Consider the following 20,600-nt stretch of genomic DNA (forward strand, 5'->3'; position numbering starts at 1 on the left):
CCTCCTCGTCGTCCTGTGCCGTGCCTCCAGCCTCCTCCCGGGCCGACCAGAAGTCCAACAGCTGGTTGTGATCCGCACTAGAATCGTGAGTCATGGAACTGAGGCAGCTGGAGTACTTCGTCGCGGTCGCCGAGGAGCGCAACTTCACCCGCGCCGCCGAGCGGGTGCACATCAGCCAGTCCGGGGTGAGTGCCCAGATCCGGCAGCTGGAAAGGGAGTTGGGCGCCGAACTGTTCGACCGCACGGCCCGCGCCGTGACGCTCACCGTCGCGGGCAAGGCCGCCCTGGAGCACGCCCGGCAGGCGCTGTCCGCCGCCCGCGCGGTCGGCCAGGCGGTCGGCGAGGTCACCGACCTGGTGCGCGGCAGCCTGCGCCTGGGTATGGTCGCGGGCTGCACCCTGACCCCGCTGTTCGACGGCCTGGCCGCCTTTCACCGCGCCCACCCCGGCGTCGAACTCGCCCTGCTGGAGGGCGACTCCGAGCACCTCACCGAGGACGTCCGCACCGGCGCCCTCGACCTCGCCCTGATCGGCCGCCCCGCCCCCGCCCCCGAAGGGCTGGACGCGCACGTGCTGGTCAGCGAGCCCGTGGTGGCCGCCGTCCCGCCCGGCCACCCGCTGCTGGACGTCCCGGAGCCGGCCCTCGCCGACCTGCTCGCCCACCCGCTGGTCTGCATGCCGCGCGGCACCGGCCTGCGCGCCGTCCTGGACCGCGACTGCGCCGCCCGCGGCCTCACCCCGCGCATCGCCCTGGAGGCCGGCGCCGCCGCCGCGATCGCCGACCTGGCCGCCCGCGGCCTCGGCGCGGCCGTGCTCAGCCGCTCGATGGCCGCCGCCTTCCCGGCGCTCGTCCCCGTCCCCGTCGCCGGCCTGACCACCCCGGCCCTGCTCGCCCTGGTCAACCGCCCCGCCCCGCCCCCGGCCCTGCGCGCCCTGCTCACCGCCCTGCGCCGCGCCTTCCACCTCCCGGCGCTCCCGGCGCTCCCGGCATGACGAGGGGGCCGCCGGAGAACCGGCGGCCCCCTCCCCTCCTCAGCTCACGAAGGCCAGTTCGTGCGGCGTCCCGTTGAACCGCAGCCCGCCGTCCTCGGTGACCGTCACGATGTCCTCGATCCGGACGCCGAACCGCCCCGGCAGGTAGATTCCCGGCTCGATCGAGAAGCACATCCCGGGCACCAGCGGCTGGGTCTCGCCCTCGACCATGTACGGCGGCTCGTGGGTGGTGAGCCCGATGCCGTGGCCGACCCGGTGGATGAAGTACTCGCCGTACCCGCCGTCGGTGATCACCTTCCGGGCGACCCGGTCGATCTCCTGGCAGGCCACCCCGGGCGCGACGGCGTCGAACGCGGCCTGCTGGGCCCGCCGCACCAGGTCGTGCACGGCGAGCACCTCCTCCGGCGGCTCGGTGCCGACGAACACGGTGCGGGTGGTGTCGGAGCCGTAGCCGTCCTTCAGCCCGCCGAAGTCCAGCACCACGGTGTCGCCGCGCCGGATCAGCCGGTCCCCGGCCTCGTGGTGCGGGTTCGCCCCGTTCGGCCCGGAGCCGACCACGGTGAAGTCGACCTGGCTGTGCCCGTGCTCGGTCAGCAGTGCGACCAGGTCGGCGGCCACCTGGTTCTCGGTCCGCCCGGCGAAGGGCATCCCCAGGATCTCCCCGTACGCCAGGTCCGCCGCCGCCCCGGCCGCGGCCAGCCGCTCCAGCTCGTCGTGGTCCTTCACCGCCCGCAGCATCGGCAGCACCGCGGTCAGCGCCGCGTACGAGCTGCCCGGCAGCGTCCGCTGCAGCCCGAGCAGGTGCATCGCCCAGGCGTTGTCGGAGATCCCGTACCGGCCGCCGCCGTCCAGGTTCGGCGCCAGCGCCGCGTACGGGTCGCTGCCGTCCGTCCAGTCGGCCATCCGGACGGCCTCCGCGCCCGGCGCCTGCTCGGCGTCCGGGCGCTCCAACTTCGGCACCAGCAGCACGGGTTCGGCACCGGCCGCGATCACCAGGGCGGTCAGCCGCTCGGTCGTCGCGGTCGGCCGGTAGCCCGTCAGGTAGGTCAGGTCGGGGCCGGGGGTGACGACCAGTCCGGCCAGCCCGGCGTCCGCGGCGGCGGTCGCGGCGCGGGCCATCCGGGCCTGGAAGTCGGCGGTGGTGAACGGCGCGGGCATGGGCTCCCTCTCGAATCGGCGGTGGTCGGCTCGGTGGTGGTCGGCTCGGCGGTGGACGGTTCAGCGGTGGTCGGTTCAGCGGTGGACGGCGGCCGCGTAGTGGCGCAGGAACAGCGCCTCCACGGTGGCCATGTGCTCGATCTCGGACGGGTCCACGCTCTCGTTCGGCGCGTGGATCAGGCAGCGCGGCTCCTCCACGCCCATCAGGATGATCTCCGACTCCGGGTACTGCGCGGCCAGCACGTTGCACAGCGGGATCGACCCGCCCTGCCCGAGGAAGGACAGCGGCTTCCCGTAGACCTCCCGGGCGGCCGCGTCCAGCGCCGCGTACGCCCGGCCGTCGGTGGCGGCCTTGAACGGCGAGCCCTTCGACTCCGGCTCCACGGTGACCCGCGCGCCCCACGGGGCGGCCGCCACCAGGTGCGCGGTCAGCGCGTCCTGCGCCGTCCCGGGGTCCATGCCGGGCGGGACGCGCAGGCTGACCCGGGCCCGGGCGGTGCCGGGCACCGCCGCCGCCGAACCGACCACCGGCGCGCAGTCGATGCCCAGCACCGTCACCGCCGGGCGCGCCCACAGCCGGTCCGCGACCGTCCCGGAGCCGGTCAGGGCGACGCCCTCCAGCACCCCCGCGTCCGCCCGGAACTGCTGCTCGTCGTAGCCGACGCCGTCCCAGCTGCCGCCGTTGTCCAGGCCCTCGATCCTCGTCCCGCCCTCGGCGTCGCGCAGCGAGTCCAGGATCCGGATCAGCGCGGCCAGCGCGTCCGGCGCGGGGCCGCCGAACATCCCGGAGTGCATGTCCGACTCCAGCGTCCGCACCGTCACCACGACGTTCGCCAGGCCGCGCAGCGAGGTGGTCGCGGTCGGCACCCCGACCGCCGCGTTGCCGGTGTCGCAGACCAGCAGCACGTCCGCGTGCAGGTCCTCGGGGTGCTGCGGGACGTACTCCTCCAGGCCGCCGGTGCCCTGCTCCTCCGAGCCCTCGGCGACCAGCTTGATCCCCACCGGCAGGTCGTCGCCGAGCGCCCGCAGCGCGGTGAGGTGCATGACGATGTTGCCCTTGCAGTCCGCGGTGCCGCGCCCGTACCAGCGCCCGTCCCGCTCGGTCAGCTCGAACGGGGGCGTCGTCCAGGCGGCGTCGTCCAGCGGCGGCTGCACGTCGTAGTGGCAGTACAGCAGCACGGTCGGCGCGCCCGGCGGCGGCGGGCGGTGCCCCAGCACGGCGTGGCTGCCGTCCGGGGTCTCCGCCAGCCGGACGTCCTGCAGCCCGGCCTCGGTGAACGCGGCGGCCACCCACTCGGCGGCCTGGCGGCACTTCTCCGGCGGCTGCTGCCGCGGGTCGGCGACCGAGGGGACGGCGACCAGCTCGGCCAAGTCCCGCTTCGCCTGCGGCATCAACGCCGCGATGCGGGCGGCCAGTTCGGTGTCACTGCTCATCGGCTCCCCTTCAGTTCCTGACCGTGTCGTCGGTCTTGATGTCCTCGATCTTCTCCCGGTAGTCGTCCAGCTGGTCCGGGCAGTAGACGCTCAGGACCAGCGCCTCCGCCTGCACCACCCGGTCGGGGACGATGACCGGCCGCTGCCCGGGACCGGCCGCCCCGTTCGACATCTGCACCCGCTGCAGGCCGGTCTTCAGCGCACTCGCCGGGTCCTCGCACACCGCGCCGCCGTCCGTCCCCAGCGTCCGGGCGACCTGCTCCCGGTCCGGCGCCGGGTAGCCGTCCGCCTGCAGCTTCGAGATCAGCTCATCGGCCTTCCGGAACGACTCGTTGGTGGCGTGCTGCTGGGTGAACGTCAGCAGGCCGACCACCGCCATCGCGACCAGCAGCACGATCGCGCCGACGTAGATCCACCGGTGCTGCGAAGCCATCCGCGTACTCACGCGCCCACCCCGCTCCGCCCGGCAGGGGCGTGCGCCCGTGCGCGGCACCCGGCGGTTCGCTCGCTCCGCTCGCTCATGCCGCCTCCTCCTCGATGGCCGCGGCCGCCGCCGGATCACGCCACTCGGGCCTGCTGGCCTTCAGGAAACCGAACGGGATGACCACGCCCAGCAGCAGCAGGCCGCCGCCGACGATCCCGATGTACGCCCACACGCTGCCGTTGCCGAACTGCGAGGACGGCACGAACCCGATCACCATCGCCGCCGCCGACGCCAGCAGGCCCACCACGCACAGCACCCCCAGCGCCGGGGCGCGGTAGCCGCGCGGGTGGTCCGGCCGGAGCTTGCGCAGCCGCATCGCCGCCAGGAACATCAGCAGGTAGACGATCAGGTACACCTGCGTGGTGATCACCGAGAAGATCCAGTACACGCTGGAGACGTTCGGGATGAACGCGTACATCAGCGCGATGACCGTGGTCACCACGCCCTGCGCGACCAGGATGTTCTGCTGGATGCCGTGCTTGTTGAGCTTCTGCAGCGACGGCGGCAGGTAGCCCTCCTGCCGGGAGATCATCAGCAGGCCCTTGGACGGGCCGGCCAGCCAGGTCAGCATGCCGCCCAGCGAGGCCGCGACCAGGCCCACCGCGATCAGCGGCGTCAGCCAGCCGATGTGGAAGTACTGGAAGAACGCGTCGAACGCCTGCATCACGCCCGCCGTCAGCGACAGCTGGTCGGCCGGCACCACCCAGCTGATCGCCAGCGCCGGCAGGATGAAGATCAGCAGCACCATCCCGACCGCCAGGAACATCGAGCGCGGGAACTCCTTGCCCGGGTTCCTCAGCGAGGAGACGTGCACCGCGTTCATCTCCATGCCCGAGTAGCTCAGGAAGTTGTTGACGATCAGCACCAGGCTCGCCAGCCCCGTCCAGGCCGGCAGCAGGTGGTCCGCCGACATCGGCGCCGCCGAGGGGTTGCCCTGGCCCAGGAACACGAAGCCCAGCACCACCAGCAGCGCGCCCGGGACCAGCGTCCCGATGATCAGCCCCCAGGACGCCAGGCCCGCCACCGCGTTCGTCCCGCGCGAGGACACCCACACGCCCGTCCAGTACAGCACCATGATCACGATCGCCGTGTACAGGCCGTTGCTGGCCAGGCTCGGATCCACCACGTACGCGATCGTGCTCGCCACGTACGCCAGCAGGCTCGGGTAGTAGAAGATCGTCATCGCGAACTGGCACCACACCGCCAGGAACCCCAACGGCTTCGACAGCCCCTGGGCCACCCAGTTGTACACACCCCCCTCCCAGCCCGACGCCAGCTCCGCCGAGACCAGCGCCGTCGGCAGCAGGAACACGATCGCCGGCACCACGTACAGGAACACGCACGCCAGCCCGTACACCGCCATCGTCGGCGAGGACCGCAGACTCGCCACCGAACTGGTCGTCATCAGCGCCAGCGTCAGCCAGGTCATCCTGGGCGCCGCCACCGCCTTCACCCGCTTCGCCGCAACCGCCGCCGCCGACCCGTCCGGGCTCGGCACATCCGCCGCGCTCATCCACCGCCTCCTCGCAGCGGCACCCCGCCCACCGGAGCCCGCCCCTCTACCCTCCGGCCCCCACCCCCACCCCGCATCCGATAACCCGTCACCACCCCCACCCCCTCACCGGAACAGCCCAACGCCCCACCCTGACGCCACCTCGGCCCCGCCCCCGCACCGTCCACACCCTGTGGACGACCCGCCCGGCCCCGCACCCCCGCCTGGCCCTCTCCCGGACTTCTCCCAGGAGCCGCGACGAAAAACAGCCGGGGCCGGTGACCCTTGCGAGTCACCGGCCCCGGCTGGTGTTACGAAGTCGGGGTAGCGGGATTTGAACCCACGGCCTCTTCGTCCCGAAGCAACCCGGGCACTTGCTTGGCCCGTGTTCGTCCTGCGGCTGACCTGCCAACACAGTCCCCGGACGTCCGTAGTTGTGCGTCGGAGTGCGGGGCGGTTGTAGCGCAGTTAGACACTCATGCGTCGAGGTCTCTCCCTAGCGCTCTTGGGATTGTTGAGCCGACACTCACAAGGTATCGGGCGAGAGAGTGCCACGTAGATTCGCCACGGCGTCCACGATCGCGGTTGCTTGGTCTCGCGCCTCCTGGACCTGCCGAGAGAGTGCCTGAACCTCGATAGCGTCGGTCGAGGTGTTCAGTCGTCGAAGAGCATCCTCGGCCGCCGCCGAGGCGCTGCCGTCTTTCATCGCCCTGATTACTGCCGCTGCTGGCGAACCAGCCTTGAAGAGCACAAGGTGCTGCCCTTGCGAATGGGGCAGATCAGGAGGGATGTGAGCTAGCCCGACGTTAGCAAGATCGGACTCAATCCGAGTGCAGATGAGTCGCTTGAGGGTGGTCTCTCCTGCGATGCGTTTGATCGTCGTCATTCGGACCCGTAGCACCCCGTCGCGCTTCTCGACCTCGTCGTTAAGATCGTCCCAGCTCGTGAGATCTGGCAGCTCTTCTGACTCAATTTCGCCGATGGACATGGCGTCTCCGGAACGGACCTGAAGCTAACTTCCCAATTCAAAGATCCGCCCCAAGAACTTAATATGCAAGTTCTGATCAGTCGGAGCTGCGACCTGCGACACACCTGCCAACCACTTCCCTGGTCTGCCGGGGTATGGTCGTCGTCGAGTGGCGTCGGCCGCCCCCGCACGGCCCGAGGACGACCCGGTGAAGCCGAGCTGCAAGCCCTGTCTCGATCATTCAAACTCGCGGTACTTGCGCTGGACAGCCTGAGCACTGACCCCCATCGCCTCACCGATCTTTCGCCAGGTCACTGCACCACCCCTGGCAATCGACACCTCATGCTCGGTGTAGGCGTCAGCTACTTCCTTGAGATCCGCCAGGAACCGGAGCCGTCGAAGCGACGTCTCGTCCCCCTGCATCTCAGGAAGGTTCTCCAGCAGCAGGTTTACTAGTTGATCAAGGTGGGGTGAGTACCCGCCCGCTGTCCGTCGTGGCCGATGCGTCATCAACATATGTTGACACAAAATCAACTACAGCATGCTTGGTTGGGGCGACTGACGGGGCATCATGGCAGGTCAGAGGGCCGAGAATGAGTGATTCGTCAATGATGGGATCTGATCCCTATCCTCGAATCAAGCCGGAAGGCTGGTCAAAAAAAGCGACGGCCCCCGCTCCACCGGAGGCCGTCGTTCACCGTTCTCCCTTGACAGAAGCGAGAGGTGCTACCTGTGAACCTACTTGTCCAACGCGATAAGTCCAAGCGGGCCCCGAAGGCCGCCCGAGTCGCATCCGCCCTTGCCGGGCTGGTCACCATGGGGGTCGTTGTAGCGGCCCCTGGCGTCGCGGTGCCTATCGGCGCGGGCGCTGGCGTAGCTGCAGCCGTCGCTGCGATCTACGCCCTCCGAGTGCGGTAATCAGGCGTGCTCCGCGTGGTCTTATTGGCCGCGCGGAGTACGTACCGCGCGGGCGGTGTAGCGGTTTTGGCCGGTGTCCTGTCTGGTCTGGGTCCGAGCATGATCGGGGGGCCGTAAGCTGTTGCGACTCGGTCAGGGCTCTTTGGGCCTGACCGCAATTTGGCCGAGTGGCCCCCCGTTCTTGCTCGGTGCGGGGCCCGGTCCTGGCAGGTGGGTAAAACCGTGGAGCCGCCCGCCCCAGCCACGACGGCGCGTTGGGCCGCAACCACCTACGACCGTCCGTCCGCCGTGCGCGGCCGGCCGCCGCCTCGCCCGGGCGAAGACAAGGGCGGGGGCGAGCGGTTGGGCCGCGCCCCGGGCGCGAAGCGCCCTTGAACCCGTAGAGAAGAGTTTTACGCACCCCCTCCTCCACCCCCTGATCACTTCCCCTGCCCCCTGTTGACCTGGCCCGACCGTCCGTATGCTCGGCTGGTTCGGCTGACGTCGCGTCACATCGGGGGATCATGGATACGGTTACACAGCTCGTCACCATCGCGGCCGTGCTGCTGGGTGGGCTGAGCACCTACGCGACGAATCAGCTCGTGGAGCGCAGCAAGCGCCGGGACAGCCTCCGGGTCCGCTGGGACGAGAAGAAGCTCGACGCCTACGTCGAGTACGTGGGCAGCGTCCGGTCCTGCATCTACGCCTCCGTCCTGGCCTACGAGGTCACGCACTCCATCCGCGACATGCCGAGGACGGAGCACGAACTGCTGATGGACCTCACCGAGGCGGAGGGCCGTCGCGCGCTCGCCTTCGAGCGGCTGATGATGCTCGCCGGGGACCAGGTGATCGAGTCCGCTCACGCCGTGAACGCCGCCGCGCTGGCGATCGACTGGCGAGCCCGCCGGCTGGTGGACGGCTCCCTGGAGGAGTGGCGGGCTCTTCACACGGAGATCTTCCGGGCGATCAACGTCTTCCACGAAGTTGCCCGTGCCGACCTCGGGGTGTCCGGCGGGTTCGTCGGTGACCAGCACACCGCCCGCGGCCTCATCCTCCCGGAACAGAGGGAGAGTTCGGCCGAGCAGTAGACCAGTCGGCAGACAGCGAACGGCCCCGGCGGCAAGGTCTCCCTCGCTACCGGGGCCGTGCTGATCGGCGCCAGGCATCAGGCGCCGTCGAACCGCCACGTGTTCAGTGCGGACAGGGCTTCGGCCCGTGCCTCGATCACCGCCATCCGGGACTCCCACTCGGTCTCCAGGACGTGCGCGGCCTGGCTGGTGCTCTGTCCCGGCCACTTCCGGTAGAGAAGCCCAGTGTCGGCGACGAACCACCCGCGGCTGACGGCGTCCAGGGCCATCAGCAACCCGGTGTCCTCGGAAGCGGGGAGCGCCATCCAGCCGCCCAGCGCCAAGACCAGATCGCGCCGGGCGCACAGCGTGGCCGGGTGGACCTGGGCCCGGTAGTTGTGGGCCTTCCAGTGCTGGAGCACTTCGCCGCGCTCGATCGGGCCCTCGGGCGGGTCCTGGTCGAAGCCGACCGTGCGGCCGTCGGGGAGGAGGTCGAGCACCCGGGAGGTCGTCCACGCCACGTCCGGCCGGCTGGCGAGCACCGCGAGGTCTCGGGCCAGGGCTCCGGGCGTCAACATGTCGTCCGCATCCAGTACCTTGACGAACTCGCCCGTCGCGCGGGCCAGGCTGATCGTGCGGGCCATGCCGGCGCGGCCGTGGCGCCCCTGGCCGAAGCTGATGCGCGGGTCGTCCGGGACGTGCGGCGCCACCTCGTCGGTCTCGCCGTCCTCCTGGATCACCCACTGCCAGTCCCACCCGGCGGGCAGGTCCTGCTCCAGCAGGGACTTGTAGGCGTCGGTCAGGAACTTCGCCGCCGGACCGTGCACGGCCGTGATGACGCTGACGGTGTTGGCCATGCTCACCACCTCTCCAGCTTGGTCGTGTAGACCATCTCGGTGCGGTCGCCGGGCAGGGTCACGTCGGAGACCTCCACCACGCGGTCCGTGGTGTCGTACGAAGTCTTCCGGAGCAGGACCACTGCGACACCGACCGGCAGGCCGAGTTCCTCGGCTTCCTCGGGCGTCGGGGGCCGGGCGCGGAAGGTCTCCACGATGCGGTCCAGTTCGATCCCGAGCGTGTGGAGCTGGTTCTGCGTCCCGCCGGGCCACGGCTCGCAGTCCTCGCGCAGCAGGTCCGGGTTCGGCGAGACGAGGTCGAGCGGCAGGTAGGAGCGGACGAGGTTGAAGGGGTGCCGTTCCTGGCTGTACGCCGTCCGGTACTCGCGCCTGAGCAGGTCGGTTCCCTCCGGAACGCCGAACTCGGCGGCCAGGTCGGCCGACGCCGGCACCGTGTCGTACTTCGCCTTGAAGGTCAGGTCGTCCACCGTCAGGCCGGTGTCGTGCTCGGTCGCGCCGGTGCTCTTGCGGACGTCCTCCGGCTGGCGGGCCCGGTCCTTCTCCCACTGGTGCCGCTCGTTGGTGCGGGTGACCTTCTTCGGCTGTCGGCGGACGAACGTCCCGCGGCCGTGCTGCTTCTCGACCAGCCCTTCGGCCTGGAGCACTCCCACACCCTGGCGAACCGTCGGCACGCTCACGTCGTAGTGCTTCGCGAGCTGCGATTCGGCCGGCAGCTTCTCGCCGGGGGCCAGCTCGCCGCTGGCGATCTGCTGCCGCAGATCGGTGGAAATCCGCTCGTACTGGTTGGCCATGGGGCCGTCACCGTCCTGTCGTGGTCTCCCGAACATCTTAAGTCCTCAAGAGGAGTTGACGACTAGCTGATGCGCCGTCATAGTTCATATCAACTCCTCATGAGGACTTAAGGACTTGAGGAGCTGATGACCTTCGGCCCTTCCGTGGGGCCGATCGGTGCCCGGGGACGTATGCCCCGGCTCAGCGAAGGAGTACCGAAGATGCGTCTCATCCCCGTGGACACGACCGGCGCGCTGGTGATGGTCGCCCAGGAGCCCCGGCCGAAGCTGAAGGACCGGCGGACCGGCGAGATGGCGATGGACACCGAGACGGGCGCCCCGCTGATGACGCTCGACGTCACGTTCGTCGCCAACGGCCAGGCCGAGATCCTGTCGCTGACCGTGCCGCAGCCGGGCCTCCCGGAGGGCCTGGCCCCCGGGACGCTGGTGGCGCTCACCAAGCTGATCGCCCGCCCCTGGGAGAACGAGTTCAACGGCCAGAAGCGCACCGGCATCGCCTTCCGCGCCGAGGCCGTCACCGCCACGATGCCCGCGCTCGTCGGCGCGAAGGGCTGATGACCGGTGTCCGCGCTGACCGCCGCGCTCCTCGAACTCGGCATCCCGGCCGCCGCCGGCACCGGGGCCGCGCTCTACGCGAAGGTGAAGCACCCGCGGGCGTACTGGTCCACGGTCGGACTCCCGCTGACCATCGCCCGGATCCACCGCGACTACGACGCCGTGATGGAGTCCTGCGGGCTGACGGTCGAACCGTCGTTCTGGCGGGCCATGGCGGCTCAGGCGACCAACCGGGAGAGCAAGCCCGCCGTCCCGAAGATCAAGGGCATCCGGGGCTCGGCCACCGGCCTGCGGATCCGCCTCCGGCTCGCCCGTGGGCAGGAGACCGAGGATGTGGCCAACGCCGCCCAGCGGCTCCGGCACGCCTGGGGCGTCCACGCGGTGTACGTCACCGAGGTCAAGCCCGGGATCGTGGACCTGCGGATCGTCGGCTACGACGTGCTCCGGGAAGTCCGGATGCCGCGCCGGACCGGCATCAAGGGCGATGGCCTGCTGCGCGTCCCGGTCGCCCAGCGTTCGGACGGCACCGCGCACGTCCGGGACTTCCGGGAGGTTGCGCACGGCCTGGTCCTCGGCGCGAGCCAGTCCGGCAAGTCCATGCTGACCCGGAACCTGATCCACGGCCTGGCCACCCAGCCGGTCGCCCTGGTCGGCATCGACTGCAAGGGCGGCATCGAACAGCGCCCGTTCGCCCCTCGGCTCTCGGCGCTGGCCACCAGCCAGGAGGAAGCGCTCGGCCTGCTGCTGGCGCTGCTGATCGAGATGGACGACCGGTACGACCTGATCCGGGCCTACCAGGGCATGCCCGGCTCGGTGCCGGCGGAGGAGATGACCGCCGACGTGTGGGGCCTGCCGGAGAAGGTCCGTCCGGTGCCGATCGTGGTGCTGGTGGACGAGATCGCCGAACTGTTCCTCGTGGCGTCGAAAGCCGACGAACCGCGCCGGAACCAGATCGTCACCTCGCTGATCCGGCTCGCCCAACTCGCCCGCGCCGCAGGCATCTTCCTGGAGATCAACGGCCAGCGCTTCGGATCCGACCTGGGCAAGGGGGCGACCATGCTGCGCTCCCAGCTCACCGGCCGAACCGTCCATCGCGTCAACGACGTGGAGACCGCGCGCATGGGCCTCGGTGACATTTCCGAGGCGGCCATGGTCGCGGCCACCCGGATCAGCCCGACCATGCCCGGCATGGCCATCGCGGGCGACACCTCCGGCCGGTGGTACGAGATCCGCACCCCGTACCGCTCGCTCGGCGAAGTCGCCGACCGCTGCGCCAAGTTCGCGTACCTGACGCCCGACCTGTACCGCCTGGCGGCGTTCCGCCCGCAGGACGCGGCGACCTTCGGAAGCTCGGCTGACGTCCCGCCGATGCCGTCCGCCCCGCCGCTCTACGCCTCGGCCCCGATCGCCGAGTAGCACCCCACGCAAGTACGACCGGCGTGTCCGCATCGCGCCAAGTCCCTACCCCGCCATGCCTGTATCCGGAAGGACCGTGCCCCATGGCCCTCAGAAAGGCCGTCCCCGCAAAGTCCGCCCAGAACAACAGCCTGCCGTCTTGCCCGCGCTGCCAGGGCACCGGCTGGGTTACCGAGTCGGTCTACGTCGGGCGGAAGCGCCGCGAGGTCGGCGAGATAGACGTGATCTGCTCCCGCTGCATGTCCACCGGGATCGACCCCACCCCGAACCGCTACTAGACCACTAGCGCCGGGTGGTGAGCTAACTCCCAGCCTCGCCCGGCCATCTCCTGGAAGGAGGGCCACCAATGCGACTTCCCAAGCTGGACGCCGTACTGCTCCAGGCCGCGATCGCCGCCGCGCTGTCCTTCGCCCACCTGCACGACCTGGCCGAAGCCGCCGGACAGACCGGCTGGAAGGCGTGGGCCTACCCGGTCTCGGTGGACCTGCTGCTGGTCGCCGCCTGGCGTCGGCTCCGCTCCCGAGCCTCCGTCCGGCTCGCGTGGGCCTGGTTCGTGATTGCCCTCGCCGCCTCGCTTGGGGCCAACATCGGCACCGCCGGGCTGCTGGACCTCGGCCACACCCCGACCTGGCTGCGGATCATCGTCGCCGGTTGGCCCGCCGCCGCGTTCCTCGGTGGAACCCTGCTGGTCCACTCCGCGGCCCACACCACGGTCAGCGAGCCCGCGGAGTTCGAGACCGAGGAAGACCTCCCGCCGATGTACATCGTGGAGCCGGAACCTAAGCCCGAGCCCGAACCGGTCGCCGTCGAGGAACCCGAACCGGTGCCCGCGCTGGCGGCTCCGCCCACGCCTGCGGCCCCGCCGACCGCTCCGCCGGTCAGCGCCCCGGCTCCGGCCACGGCCACGCCCGTCCCATCGTTCCTGCTCGACCACGCCCGCAAGCTCGCCGACGACCACCGCGTCCGGACCGGCAGCCCGATCGACGCCGGCACCCTGCGCACCCGACTCGGCATCGCGGACCCCCTCGCTTCGGCGCTCGCCGCCGAACTGACCTGAGAGAAGCCAGAGATGACGCTCACGCTCCCGTTCGTTGCCGTCCTCGCCGTGGTCGGCTGGCTGATCGTCCGGCACACGCGCCTCCGCTGGTGGGCCGTCACCGCGCTGCTGCTGCTCGGCTTCTACCTCGCCAGCACCCCGGCCGCGCCGCTGATCGACGACACCACCCGCTCCGGCGTCGAGGTCGTCAACCGCACCGGCAGCAAGTGAGGGCCGGACGATGACACCCACGCTGCTGCTCCCGGACTCGCTGTCGCTCACCCCCGAAGGCTCGGCCCTGGTCGCGGAGATCGAGGCGTACCTGGCCACGCTGCCCGTCCAGGCCCGCGCGGTCGTGCCGTTGCTCTGCGACTACGGCAGCACCGTCCAGCGGTGGAACGCGGGCTTCCCGCAGCCGCGACTGTCCGTGCTGGACCGGCTCGCGCACCGTCCGGCCCGACCGGTCGCCGTCACGGTCGCGGACCACCTGCGGCTGACCTCCCGCTACCTCGCCGAAGTCGGCTGGACTCAGGGCCGGTTGTGGGACTCCGCCGGCCGCGTCTGCCTCCTCGGCGCCCAGGCCGCCGTCCTGCTCAACGGCTACGGCACCCCGTACACCGTCAGCCGCGCCCGCAACCAGGTGATGGAGGTCCTGCACGCCACCGGACGGCCCGTCGCCTCGCCGGACGCCTTCAACGACGCCCCCGACACCCGGCAGGCCGACGTTCACCACCTGCTCGACCGGGCCTCCGCCCGCGCCCTCTCCCTCGGCATCTGAACCGGTTCCCGGGGCGGTAGCAAGCCGCCAAGCCATCCCCCCGCCCCGGAGACCTCGACCCGCTCCGGAAGGACCGCCATGGACCTCGCCCCGCTCCTCGCCGCCGGCGTGCCGCTGCTCGGCTGGACCACCCACAGCACCGTCCTGGCCCGTCGACTGGCCACCGCCCGCCGCGACCCGCTCACCGGGCTCCTGACCCGCGACGGCTTCACCACCCGCGCCGAACGCCTCATCCGCCGCCACCCCGAGCGCACCACCGTCCTGCTGATCGACCTGGACGACTTCAAGGCCGTCAACGACACCCACGGCCACGCCGCCGGAGACGCCGTCCTCGCCGCGACCGCCCGCCGACTGGCCACCTGGTGCGGCACCGACGGCATCGCCGCCCGCCTCGGCGGAGACGAGTTCGCCGCCGTCGTCCTGGACGCCGAACACCGCGTCCCCGACCTGAACGACCAGCTCCACCACCCGGTCCCGTACGGCACCGAGCTGCTGAGCGTGAGCGCGTCCGTCGGCACCTCGCACCCGGCCACGCTGCTGCTCACCGAGGCCCTGTCGGCGGCCGACCGCCAGATGTACGCCTCCAAGCCCGGCGCCCGCACCGCGCGCCGCCGCTGAAAACGAACCGGTGCCCGGCGCGGCAGCAAGCCGCCAAGCATCCCGCCGCGCCGAGGACCTCAACCCTCCCCGAACCGAAGTCCGCGAAGGAGAGCACCATCATGCCCCAGCACACCCGCCCGGCACGCCTGATCTGCCACAACTGCGACGGCTTCGGCCGCGCCATCACCACCGGCCACCGCCACGATGGCACCCGAACCACCACCCCGGTCAACTGCCCCACCTGCCACGGCCGGGGCACCGTCGCCCGCGCCTTCCTGCCGGTGCTCTGACATGGCCCTCCTCGACTGGCGCGACTCCCGCCACTGGGACAACAAGCCCGCCCCCTGCGGCGTCTGCACCAAGCCCACCAACCTCCGCTCCGACCGCGGCAAGCCCGTCCACAAGGTCTGCGCCGAGGAGTGGACCGAGCAGCACGCCAAGCCCACACCCGACCAGTCCTGACCGCTCTGCCCCGGAGGCATCAACTGCTGCCTCCGGGGCCTCACTTCGAAAGGAGTAGTTGTGTCCCTGACCGCTGAACCTCCCATCGCTGACCTGTCCGTGCTGGCGTCGCTAGGCACCATGCCCGCGTTGGTCCGACAGCTCTCCGGGCTCGCCGGGTGCACCTCGCCGATCCGGCTCGCTGGCTGGCGAACCGAGGTCAACGGAGGGACCGGGGAGGTGCTGCACCACCTGGACTCTTCGTGCCTGCCCGCCGGCCACCTGCTGGTGAGGTGCGGCAACCGGCGGATCACCCGCTGTGCCCCGTGCGCCGAGACGTACCGGCGGGACACCTACCACCTGATCACCGCCGGGCTGGTCGGCGGCAAGGGCATTCCGGAGGCCGTCGCCGCACACCCCCGGGTCTTCGCCACCTTCACCGCCCCGTCGTTCGGCCCGGTGCACAACCGGCCCGCCTCCGGCCGTTGCAGGTGCGGCACCGTGCACGCCCCCGACGATGCCCTACTCGGTTCGCCGCTCGCTCCCGAGACGTACGACTACGAAGCCGCCGTGTTGTGGAACGCCCACGCCGGCAAGCTCTGGGCCCGGTTCTCGATCTACCTCCGCCGGGAGGTTGCCAAGCGCGCGGGCCTGTCGCAGCGCGAGTTCCAGGAGCACGCCCGGGTGTCCTTCGGGAAGGTCGCCGAGTACCAGAAGCGCGGGGCGATCCACTTTCACGCGGTGATCCGCCTCGACGGCCCGGAAGGTGGCCACGAACCCCCGCCCGCGTGGGCCTCGGCCGAACTGCTCACCGACGCGATCCGGGCTGCTGCCGCCCGCACCGAGATCGCAGGGCCGATCGTCAATGGCCGTGCTCACCAGTTTAGTTGGGGGCGCCAACTCGACGTCCGCACCATCCGCAGCGCGGACTTCACCGGCCCGGTGCTGATCACGGAACGGGCGGTCGCGGCCTACATCGCCAAGTACGCCACCAAGGGCGCGGAGACCGCCACGGGCGCGCTCGACCGGCCTCTCCGGCTGCTCGCCGAAGTCGCCGGCCTGGAGATCCCCGAACACGCCCGCCGGCTGATCCGCACCTGCTGGACGCTCGGCGCCCGCCCGGAGCTAGAAGACCTCCGCCTCCGCGCCTGGGCTCACATGCTCGGCTTCCGCGGCCACTTCTCCACCAAGACCCGCCGCTACTCCACCACCCTCGGCGCCCTCCGTGACGCCCGCACCGCCTGGCGCCGCGCGCAGACCCTCCAACAGCTCCACGGGCCCAACGTCCCCGCCGAGGAGGAGACCACCCTCGTACTCGCGCACTGGGAGTTCGCCGGCCGGGGCCTCACCCGCGGCGAGTCCTGGTTGGCCGCCGCCGTGCAACCCGCACTCGGAACGGAAGGAGAGCCGACGAATGGCCGATGACGACCTGCTGACCGTGCCGGAGGTGATGGCCCGGCTCAAGCTCGGCCGCTCTGCGGTCTACGACCTGATCCGCTCCAAGCGGCTGCACTCGATCACGATCGGCAGGGCGCGCCGGATTCCCTACGGCGCCTACCGGGCCTTCGTCGCGTCGCGCTCCGAGGTGATCGGCTGATGGCGACCCGACGCAGCCGCGGAGACGGCGGCCTCCACTGGGACGAGAAGCGCCAACGCTGGATCGCCAGCGCGAGCCTCGGGTTCGACCCGGCCGGGAAGCGCATCGTCAAGCGGGGGAGCGGCCGGACCAAGACCGAGGCGAAGGCCAAGCTCAAGGAGATCCTGCGAGACCACGAGGACGGCCTTGCCATCGCGCCGACCAACTACACCGTGGGCAACGCGGTGAACGACTGGCTGACCTACGGCCTGGCAGGCCGCGACGCCGGGACCGTCGAGACCTGCACCACCCTCTGCCGCACCCACGTGATCCCGGCGCTGGGTGCCCGCAAGCTCCGCGACCTGGGCGCCGAAGACGTGGACCGCTGGCTGGCGGCCAAGAGCAAGGAGCTGAGCACCCGCACCCTCCAGGCGCTGCACTCCTGCCTCAACCGGGCGGTGAAGCGGGCGATGGCCCGGGACAAGGTGAAGCGCAACGTGGTGGAGCTCTGCACGGTGCCCACCGGCCGCCCTGGACGGCCCTCCAAGGCGCTGACGCTGGCTCAGGCGGAGGCGGTCCTCAAAGCGGCCGAGAAGACCGGCATGTACGCCTACATCGTGGTCTCGCTGCTGACCGGCGCCCGGACCGAGGAGCTGCGGGCGCTCACCTGGGACCACGCCTTCCTCAGAGGCACCCCGGCCGGCGTCCCGCCGCACATCGCGGTGTGGCGCTCCGTCCGGGCCGGAGGCGACACCAAGACCCGGAAGTCCCGGCGCACCCTCGCGCTGCCCGCCCGCTGCGTCGAAGCCCTGCTGGACCACTGGGTGAACCAGGGCTGGGACCGGCTCGCCGCCGGCGACGACTGGCAGGAGAACGGCCTCGTCTTCCACTCCGCCGTGGGCACCGAGCTGGACCCGTCGCACGTCCGCCGCGCCTTCCGGACGGCCATCGCCAAGGCGGAGGGGATCAACGCCGCCGACTGGACGCCCCGGGAGCTGCGGCACAGCTTCGTGTCGATCCTGTCCGACCAGGGTGTCCCGCTGGAGGAGATCTCCCGGCTGGTCGGCCACTCCAGTACCAGCGTCACGGAGGAGGTCTACCGGAAGCAGATCCGCCCGGTGATCCAGACCGGCGCGACCGTCATGGACGACGTCTTCGGACCCGCAGCAGAGGGGTAGTCACTCAGTTAGACCCGCACAACGAGGAAGGGCCCTGCCGGATCTCTCCGGCAGGGCCCTTGCCTGCTACTACGAAGTCGGGGTAGCGGGATTTGAACCCACGGCCTCTTCGTCCCGAACGAAGCGCGCTACCAAGCTGCGCTATACCCCGGTCCTGCTTTGTTGCCTTCCGTGTCCGGCGCAACGAGTAGAACTCTACAGGAGGTGGGGCCAGAGACGAAATCCGGTTTAGGGGCTGGTCAGCGTGGGGCGGGGGTGAGGGTGAGGAGGGTGGCTTCGGGGGGGCAGGCGAAGCGGACGGGGGTGTAGCGGTTGGTGCCGCAGCCGGCGGAGACGTGGAGGTAGGAGCGGTGGTGGGGGGTGGTGTGGGTGGAGAGGCCCTTGACGCGGTTGGTGTCGAGGTCGCAGTTGGTGACGAGGGCGCCGTAGAAGGGGATGCAGAGCTGGCCGCCGTGGGTGTGGCCGGCCAGGATCAGGGGGTAGCCGTCGGCGGTGAAGGCGTCGAGGGTGCGGAGGTAGGGGGCGTGGACGACGGCGAGGGAGAGGTCGGCGTCGGGGGAGGGGCCGCCGGCGACGGCGGAGTAGTCGTCGTGGCGGATGTGCGGGTCGTCGAGGCCGGCGAACTCGAGGTCGAGGCCGGCGACGGTGAGGCGGCCGCGGGCGTTGTTGAGGTTGAGCCAGTCGGCCTGGTCGAAGCCGTCGCGGAGCTTCTGCCAGGGGTTGTGGACGGCGCCGGTGACGCCGCGGCGGCCGGTGCCGTCGGGGTTGTTGAGGCCGTGGACGCCGCTGCGCAGGGCCTTGAGGTAGCGGGTGGGGCTCTTGCGGGCCGGGCCGTAGTAGTCGTTGGAGCCGAAGACGTAGACGCCGGGGAAGTCCATCAGCGGGCCGAGGGCGTCCAGGGTGGCGGGGACGCCGAGCGGGTCGGAGAGGTTGTCCCCGGTGTTGACGACCAGGTCGGGGCGGAGCCCGGCGAGGCTCTTCAGCCAGCGCTGCTTCTTGTCCTGGCCGTTGACCATGTGGATGTCGGAGACCTGGAGGATCCGGACCGGCCGGGCGCCGGCGGGCAGGATCGGGACCTCGACGCGGCGCAGGCGGAACGAGCGGACCTCGTACCCGGCGGCGTAGACGAGACAGGCGGCGCCGGTGGCGGCGATGCCGAGCGGGACGGAGTACAGCGGTCGCATCGGTCCATGGTCGCAGACGGTCCGGCCGGCCCGGCGGGCGCCCGGGGGACGGGGAGGGTGATGGGCCGTCAGGACCGGGCGGCGGGTGAACGGGGCGGCGGCGGGGCGGGGCAGGGGCCAGAACCGGCGGCACGACGACGGTCAAGCGATGCCCGGATACGTGGACGCGCTTCGGAATGCGTCGACCGGGAGCGTCAGGTCCGGTCGGACCCATGGCCCTGTCGTATGGGCCTGTCCGTGCGGGCCGACCTTGGCCGCACCGTCCTCCAGCAGACGATCCCGGTCGACGCCAGGTTCCTGTCGCCGACGTGCGGACGAGGCGACGGGGTGTTCGTAGACTGCGGCGATGGTGTCCAACGATGTTCAGCCCGTGCTGCGGATTCGAGCGCCGGAAGCCGGAACCGAGTGCGAAACTCTGACAGGACTGCTTGATTTCCTCCGCGCCACGGTCATCAACAAGGTCGCCGGCCTCAGCGACGAGCAAGCATTCGCTCAGCCCGTTCCGCCGTCCACCCTGACGCCCGCCGGTGTTGTCAAACACCTCGCCGGCACCGAACGGTTCTGGTTCAGCATCGACTTCGCCGACCAGGACCTCGCCTGGCCGTGGACCGACGAGGACCCGCACGGGAACTTCCGCCTCACCACGGAGGACACTCTCGCGCAGATCGTGGCGGACTACACCGAGGAGTGCGAGCGTTCCCGGCAGGTCGTCGCCGACGCCGTGCTGGACGACGTCGCTCGCGGGCCCGGTATGACGTTCTCGCTGCGGTACGCCCTGGCGCACATGATCGAGGAGACCGCGCGTCACTGCGGTCACCTCGACCTCCTCCGCGAAAGCATCGACGGAGTCATCGGCGAGTAGAGCCGGCCGAACCCATCGGCGATCGGGACCCCGACGCGGCGCAGGCGGAACGAGCGGACCTCGTACCCGGCGGCGTGGACGAGACAGGCGGCGCCGGTGGCGGCGGTGCCGCGCGGGACGGAGCACAGCGGTCGCACCGGTCCGTGGCCGCAGAAGGGCGGGGGACTCGAACACGGACCCGGGGACGGGAAGGACGGGAAGGGCGGGGAGGGCGGGGAGGACGGACGGAGCTGGCGGAGCGCCGGTCGGGGCCGCGGCGGGGTCGGGCGTAAAGGAGCGGCGGCGGGGCGGGGCAGGTGCCAGAATCGGCGGCATGAAGACGCTCAAGGAGCAGCTGCAGGAGGACCTCACGGCTGCGATCAAGGCCCGGGACGAGCTGCGCTCGTCCACCCTCCGGCTGACGCTGTCGGCGGTCACCAGCGCGGAGGTGGCGGGCGACGCGAAGCGCGCGCTGTCCGACGACGAGGTGCTGCAGGTGATCGGCCGGGAGGCGAAGAAGCGCCGGGAGGCGGCGGCCGCCTTCGAGGGTGCGGGCCGGGCCGAGCAGGCGGCCCGGGAGCGGGCCGAGGGCGAGGTGCTGGCGGAGTTCCTGCCGAAGCAGCTGACGGACGCCGAGCTGGCGTCGATCGTCGCCGCCGCGGTCGCCGAGTCCGGGGCGAGCGGCCCGCAGGGCATGGGGGCCGTGATGAAGCTGGTGCGTCCGCAGGTGGAGGGCAAGGCGGAGGGCGGCCGGGTCGCCGCCGCGGTGAAGGCCGCCCTGGCGGGCTGACGGCCGACGGCCGACGGCCAACGGCCGGCGGCCAGAGATCGGCGGCCGGCGGCCGGTAGCGACGAC

At 71.2% G+C, this 20,600-nt stretch carries 25 protein-coding genes, 1 tRNA gene and 1 pseudogene; 16 read left to right on the plus strand and 11 right to left on the minus strand.

Annotated features, from left to right (window positions below; genetic code table 11):
* Positions 1–92: 92 nt before the first annotated feature.
* Positions 93–992, plus strand: a complete 900-nt coding sequence (locus ACFUEL_RS02305; protein ID WP_380234016.1) for a LysR family transcriptional regulator — start codon at positions 93–95, stop codon at positions 990–992.
* 39 nt (positions 993–1,031) lie between these two features.
* On the opposite strand, the gene ACFUEL_RS02310 is transcribed toward ACFUEL_RS02305, so the two are convergent.
* The 6 genes from ACFUEL_RS02310 to ACFUEL_RS02335 form a co-directional block, all read right to left on the minus strand.
* Positions 1,032–2,150, minus strand: a complete 1,119-nt coding sequence (locus tag ACFUEL_RS02310; protein ID WP_380234018.1) for an aminopeptidase P family protein — start codon at positions 2,148–2,150, stop codon at positions 1,032–1,034.
* A gap of 75 nt (positions 2,151–2,225) precedes the next feature.
* Positions 2,226–3,584 (minus strand): dipeptidase, encoded by a 1,359-nt coding sequence (locus tag ACFUEL_RS02315; RefSeq protein ID WP_380234019.1) that lies wholly within the window; start codon positions 3,582–3,584, stop codon positions 2,226–2,228.
* A gap of 10 nt (positions 3,585–3,594) precedes the next feature.
* On the minus strand, positions 3,595–4,017 hold the full coding sequence (locus ACFUEL_RS02320) for a hypothetical protein (protein ID WP_380234020.1): 423 nt from the start codon (positions 4,015–4,017) through the stop codon (positions 3,595–3,597).
* Between the two features lie 85 nt (positions 4,018–4,102).
* Positions 4,103–5,581: an APC family permease gene (locus ACFUEL_RS02325; protein ID WP_380234021.1), complete on the minus strand. Its 1,479-nt coding sequence runs from the start codon at positions 5,579–5,581 to the stop codon at positions 4,103–4,105.
* 505 nt (positions 5,582–6,086) lie between these two features.
* Positions 6,087–6,548 carry a hypothetical protein gene (locus tag ACFUEL_RS02330; RefSeq protein WP_380234022.1) on the minus strand — a complete coding sequence of 154 codons (462 nt, stop codon included), beginning with the start codon at positions 6,546–6,548 and terminating at the stop codon, positions 6,087–6,089.
* Between the two features lie 216 nt (positions 6,549–6,764).
* Complete coding sequence (locus ACFUEL_RS02335; protein ID WP_380234024.1) at positions 6,765–6,950, minus strand: hypothetical protein; 186 nt, start codon at positions 6,948–6,950, stop codon at positions 6,765–6,767.
* 998 nt (positions 6,951–7,948) lie between these two features.
* Here ACFUEL_RS02335 and ACFUEL_RS02340 point away from each other — a divergent pair.
* The gene (locus tag ACFUEL_RS02340; RefSeq protein WP_380234025.1) at positions 7,949–8,512 is read left to right on the plus strand and encodes a hypothetical protein; all 564 of its coding nucleotides are present in this window, start codon (positions 7,949–7,951) and stop codon (positions 8,510–8,512) included.
* 77 nt (positions 8,513–8,589) lie between these two features.
* Here the strand turns inward: ACFUEL_RS02340 and ACFUEL_RS02345 are convergent, their stop codons facing one another.
* Positions 8,590–9,348 (minus strand): glycosyltransferase family 2 protein, encoded by a 759-nt coding sequence (locus ACFUEL_RS02345; RefSeq protein WP_380234026.1) that lies wholly within the window; start codon positions 9,346–9,348, stop codon positions 8,590–8,592.
* A gap of 2 nt (positions 9,349–9,350) precedes the next feature.
* On the minus strand, positions 9,351–10,139 hold the full coding sequence (locus ACFUEL_RS02350; protein WP_380234027.1) for a GntR family transcriptional regulator: 789 nt from the start codon (positions 10,137–10,139) through the stop codon (positions 9,351–9,353).
* A gap of 201 nt (positions 10,140–10,340) precedes the next feature.
* Here ACFUEL_RS02350 and ACFUEL_RS02355 point away from each other — a divergent pair, with 201 nt between their 5' ends.
* From ACFUEL_RS02355 to ACFUEL_RS02410, 12 genes are all read left to right on the plus strand, one after another.
* Complete coding sequence (locus tag ACFUEL_RS02355) at positions 10,341–10,694, plus strand: hypothetical protein (RefSeq protein ID WP_380234028.1); 354 nt, start codon at positions 10,341–10,343, stop codon at positions 10,692–10,694.
* 6 nt (positions 10,695–10,700) lie between these two features.
* On the plus strand, positions 10,701–12,110 hold the full coding sequence (locus ACFUEL_RS02360; protein ID WP_380234029.1) for an FtsK/SpoIIIE domain-containing protein: 1,410 nt from the start codon (positions 10,701–10,703) through the stop codon (positions 12,108–12,110).
* Positions 12,111–12,193: 83 nt separating this feature from the next.
* Positions 12,194–12,388, plus strand: coding sequence for a hypothetical protein (locus ACFUEL_RS02365; RefSeq protein WP_380234030.1), 195 nt, complete (start codon positions 12,194–12,196; stop codon positions 12,386–12,388).
* A 68-nt stretch (positions 12,389–12,456) separates the two neighbouring features.
* The gene (locus tag ACFUEL_RS02370; protein ID WP_380234031.1) at positions 12,457–13,167 is read left to right on the plus strand and encodes a DUF2637 domain-containing protein; all 711 of its coding nucleotides are present in this window, start codon (positions 12,457–12,459) and stop codon (positions 13,165–13,167) included.
* A gap of 12 nt (positions 13,168–13,179) precedes the next feature.
* Positions 13,180–13,377: a hypothetical protein gene (locus ACFUEL_RS02375; protein WP_380234032.1), complete on the plus strand. Its 198-nt coding sequence runs from the start codon at positions 13,180–13,182 to the stop codon at positions 13,375–13,377.
* Between the two features lie 10 nt (positions 13,378–13,387).
* Positions 13,388–13,924 (plus strand): hypothetical protein, encoded by a 537-nt coding sequence (locus ACFUEL_RS02380; RefSeq protein WP_380234033.1) that lies wholly within the window; start codon positions 13,388–13,390, stop codon positions 13,922–13,924.
* Positions 13,925–14,002: 78 nt separating this feature from the next.
* Positions 14,003–14,542 (plus strand): GGDEF domain-containing protein, encoded by a 540-nt coding sequence (locus ACFUEL_RS02385; RefSeq protein WP_380234034.1) that lies wholly within the window; start codon positions 14,003–14,005, stop codon positions 14,540–14,542.
* Between the two features lie 101 nt (positions 14,543–14,643).
* The gene (locus ACFUEL_RS02390; RefSeq protein ID WP_380234035.1) at positions 14,644–14,814 is read left to right on the plus strand and encodes a hypothetical protein; all 171 of its coding nucleotides are present in this window, start codon (positions 14,644–14,646) and stop codon (positions 14,812–14,814) included.
* A 1-nt stretch (position 14,815) separates the two neighbouring features.
* On the plus strand, positions 14,816–14,986 hold the full coding sequence (locus ACFUEL_RS02395) for a hypothetical protein (RefSeq protein WP_380234036.1): 171 nt from the start codon (positions 14,816–14,818) through the stop codon (positions 14,984–14,986).
* 120 nt (positions 14,987–15,106) lie between these two features.
* Complete coding sequence (locus tag ACFUEL_RS02400; RefSeq protein WP_380234037.1) at positions 15,107–16,390, plus strand: replication initiator; 1,284 nt, start codon at positions 15,107–15,109, stop codon at positions 16,388–16,390.
* Positions 16,380–16,562: a helix-turn-helix domain-containing protein gene (locus ACFUEL_RS02405; RefSeq protein ID WP_380234038.1), complete on the plus strand. Its 183-nt coding sequence runs from the start codon at positions 16,380–16,382 to the stop codon at positions 16,560–16,562. Before ACFUEL_RS02400 ends, ACFUEL_RS02405 begins: the two co-directional genes overlap by 11 nt.
* Positions 16,562–17,719: a tyrosine-type recombinase/integrase gene (locus ACFUEL_RS02410; RefSeq protein ID WP_380234039.1), complete on the plus strand. Its 1,158-nt coding sequence runs from the start codon at positions 16,562–16,564 to the stop codon at positions 17,717–17,719. The genes ACFUEL_RS02405 and ACFUEL_RS02410 overlap by 1 nt, the downstream gene beginning before the upstream one ends.
* A 77-nt stretch (positions 17,720–17,796) precedes the next feature.
* Here ACFUEL_RS02410 and ACFUEL_RS02415 read toward each other — a convergent pair.
* Both ACFUEL_RS02415 and ACFUEL_RS02420 read right to left on the minus strand, forming a co-directional pair.
* Positions 17,797–17,870 (minus strand) — tRNA-Pro (locus tag ACFUEL_RS02415).
* Between the two features lie 88 nt (positions 17,871–17,958).
* On the minus strand, positions 17,959–18,903 hold the full coding sequence (locus tag ACFUEL_RS02420) for a metallophosphoesterase (RefSeq protein WP_380234040.1): 945 nt from the start codon (positions 18,901–18,903) through the stop codon (positions 17,959–17,961).
* 346 nt (positions 18,904–19,249) lie between these two features.
* On the opposite strand from ACFUEL_RS02420, the gene ACFUEL_RS02425 reads away from it, so the two are divergent.
* A complete protein-coding gene (locus ACFUEL_RS02425; protein ID WP_380234041.1) occupies positions 19,250–19,765 on the plus strand; it encodes a DinB family protein in 516 nt (171 codons plus the stop codon).
* Between the two features lie 20 nt (positions 19,766–19,785).
* Here ACFUEL_RS02425 and ACFUEL_RS02430 read toward each other — a convergent pair.
* Positions 19,786–19,902, minus strand: a pseudogene (locus tag ACFUEL_RS02430) (metallophosphoesterase); the annotation flags it as partial.
* 176 nt (positions 19,903–20,078) lie between these two features.
* Between ACFUEL_RS02430 and ACFUEL_RS02435 the strand changes: the two are divergent.
* Positions 20,079–20,534: a GatB/YqeY domain-containing protein gene (locus tag ACFUEL_RS02435; protein ID WP_380234042.1), complete on the plus strand. Its 456-nt coding sequence runs from the start codon at positions 20,079–20,081 to the stop codon at positions 20,532–20,534.
* Positions 20,535–20,600: the final 66 nt, after the last annotated feature.

Source organism: Kitasatospora sp. NPDC057198 (assembly GCF_042670125.1).
Lineage (GTDB): Bacteria > Actinomycetota > Actinomycetes > Streptomycetales > Streptomycetaceae > Kitasatospora.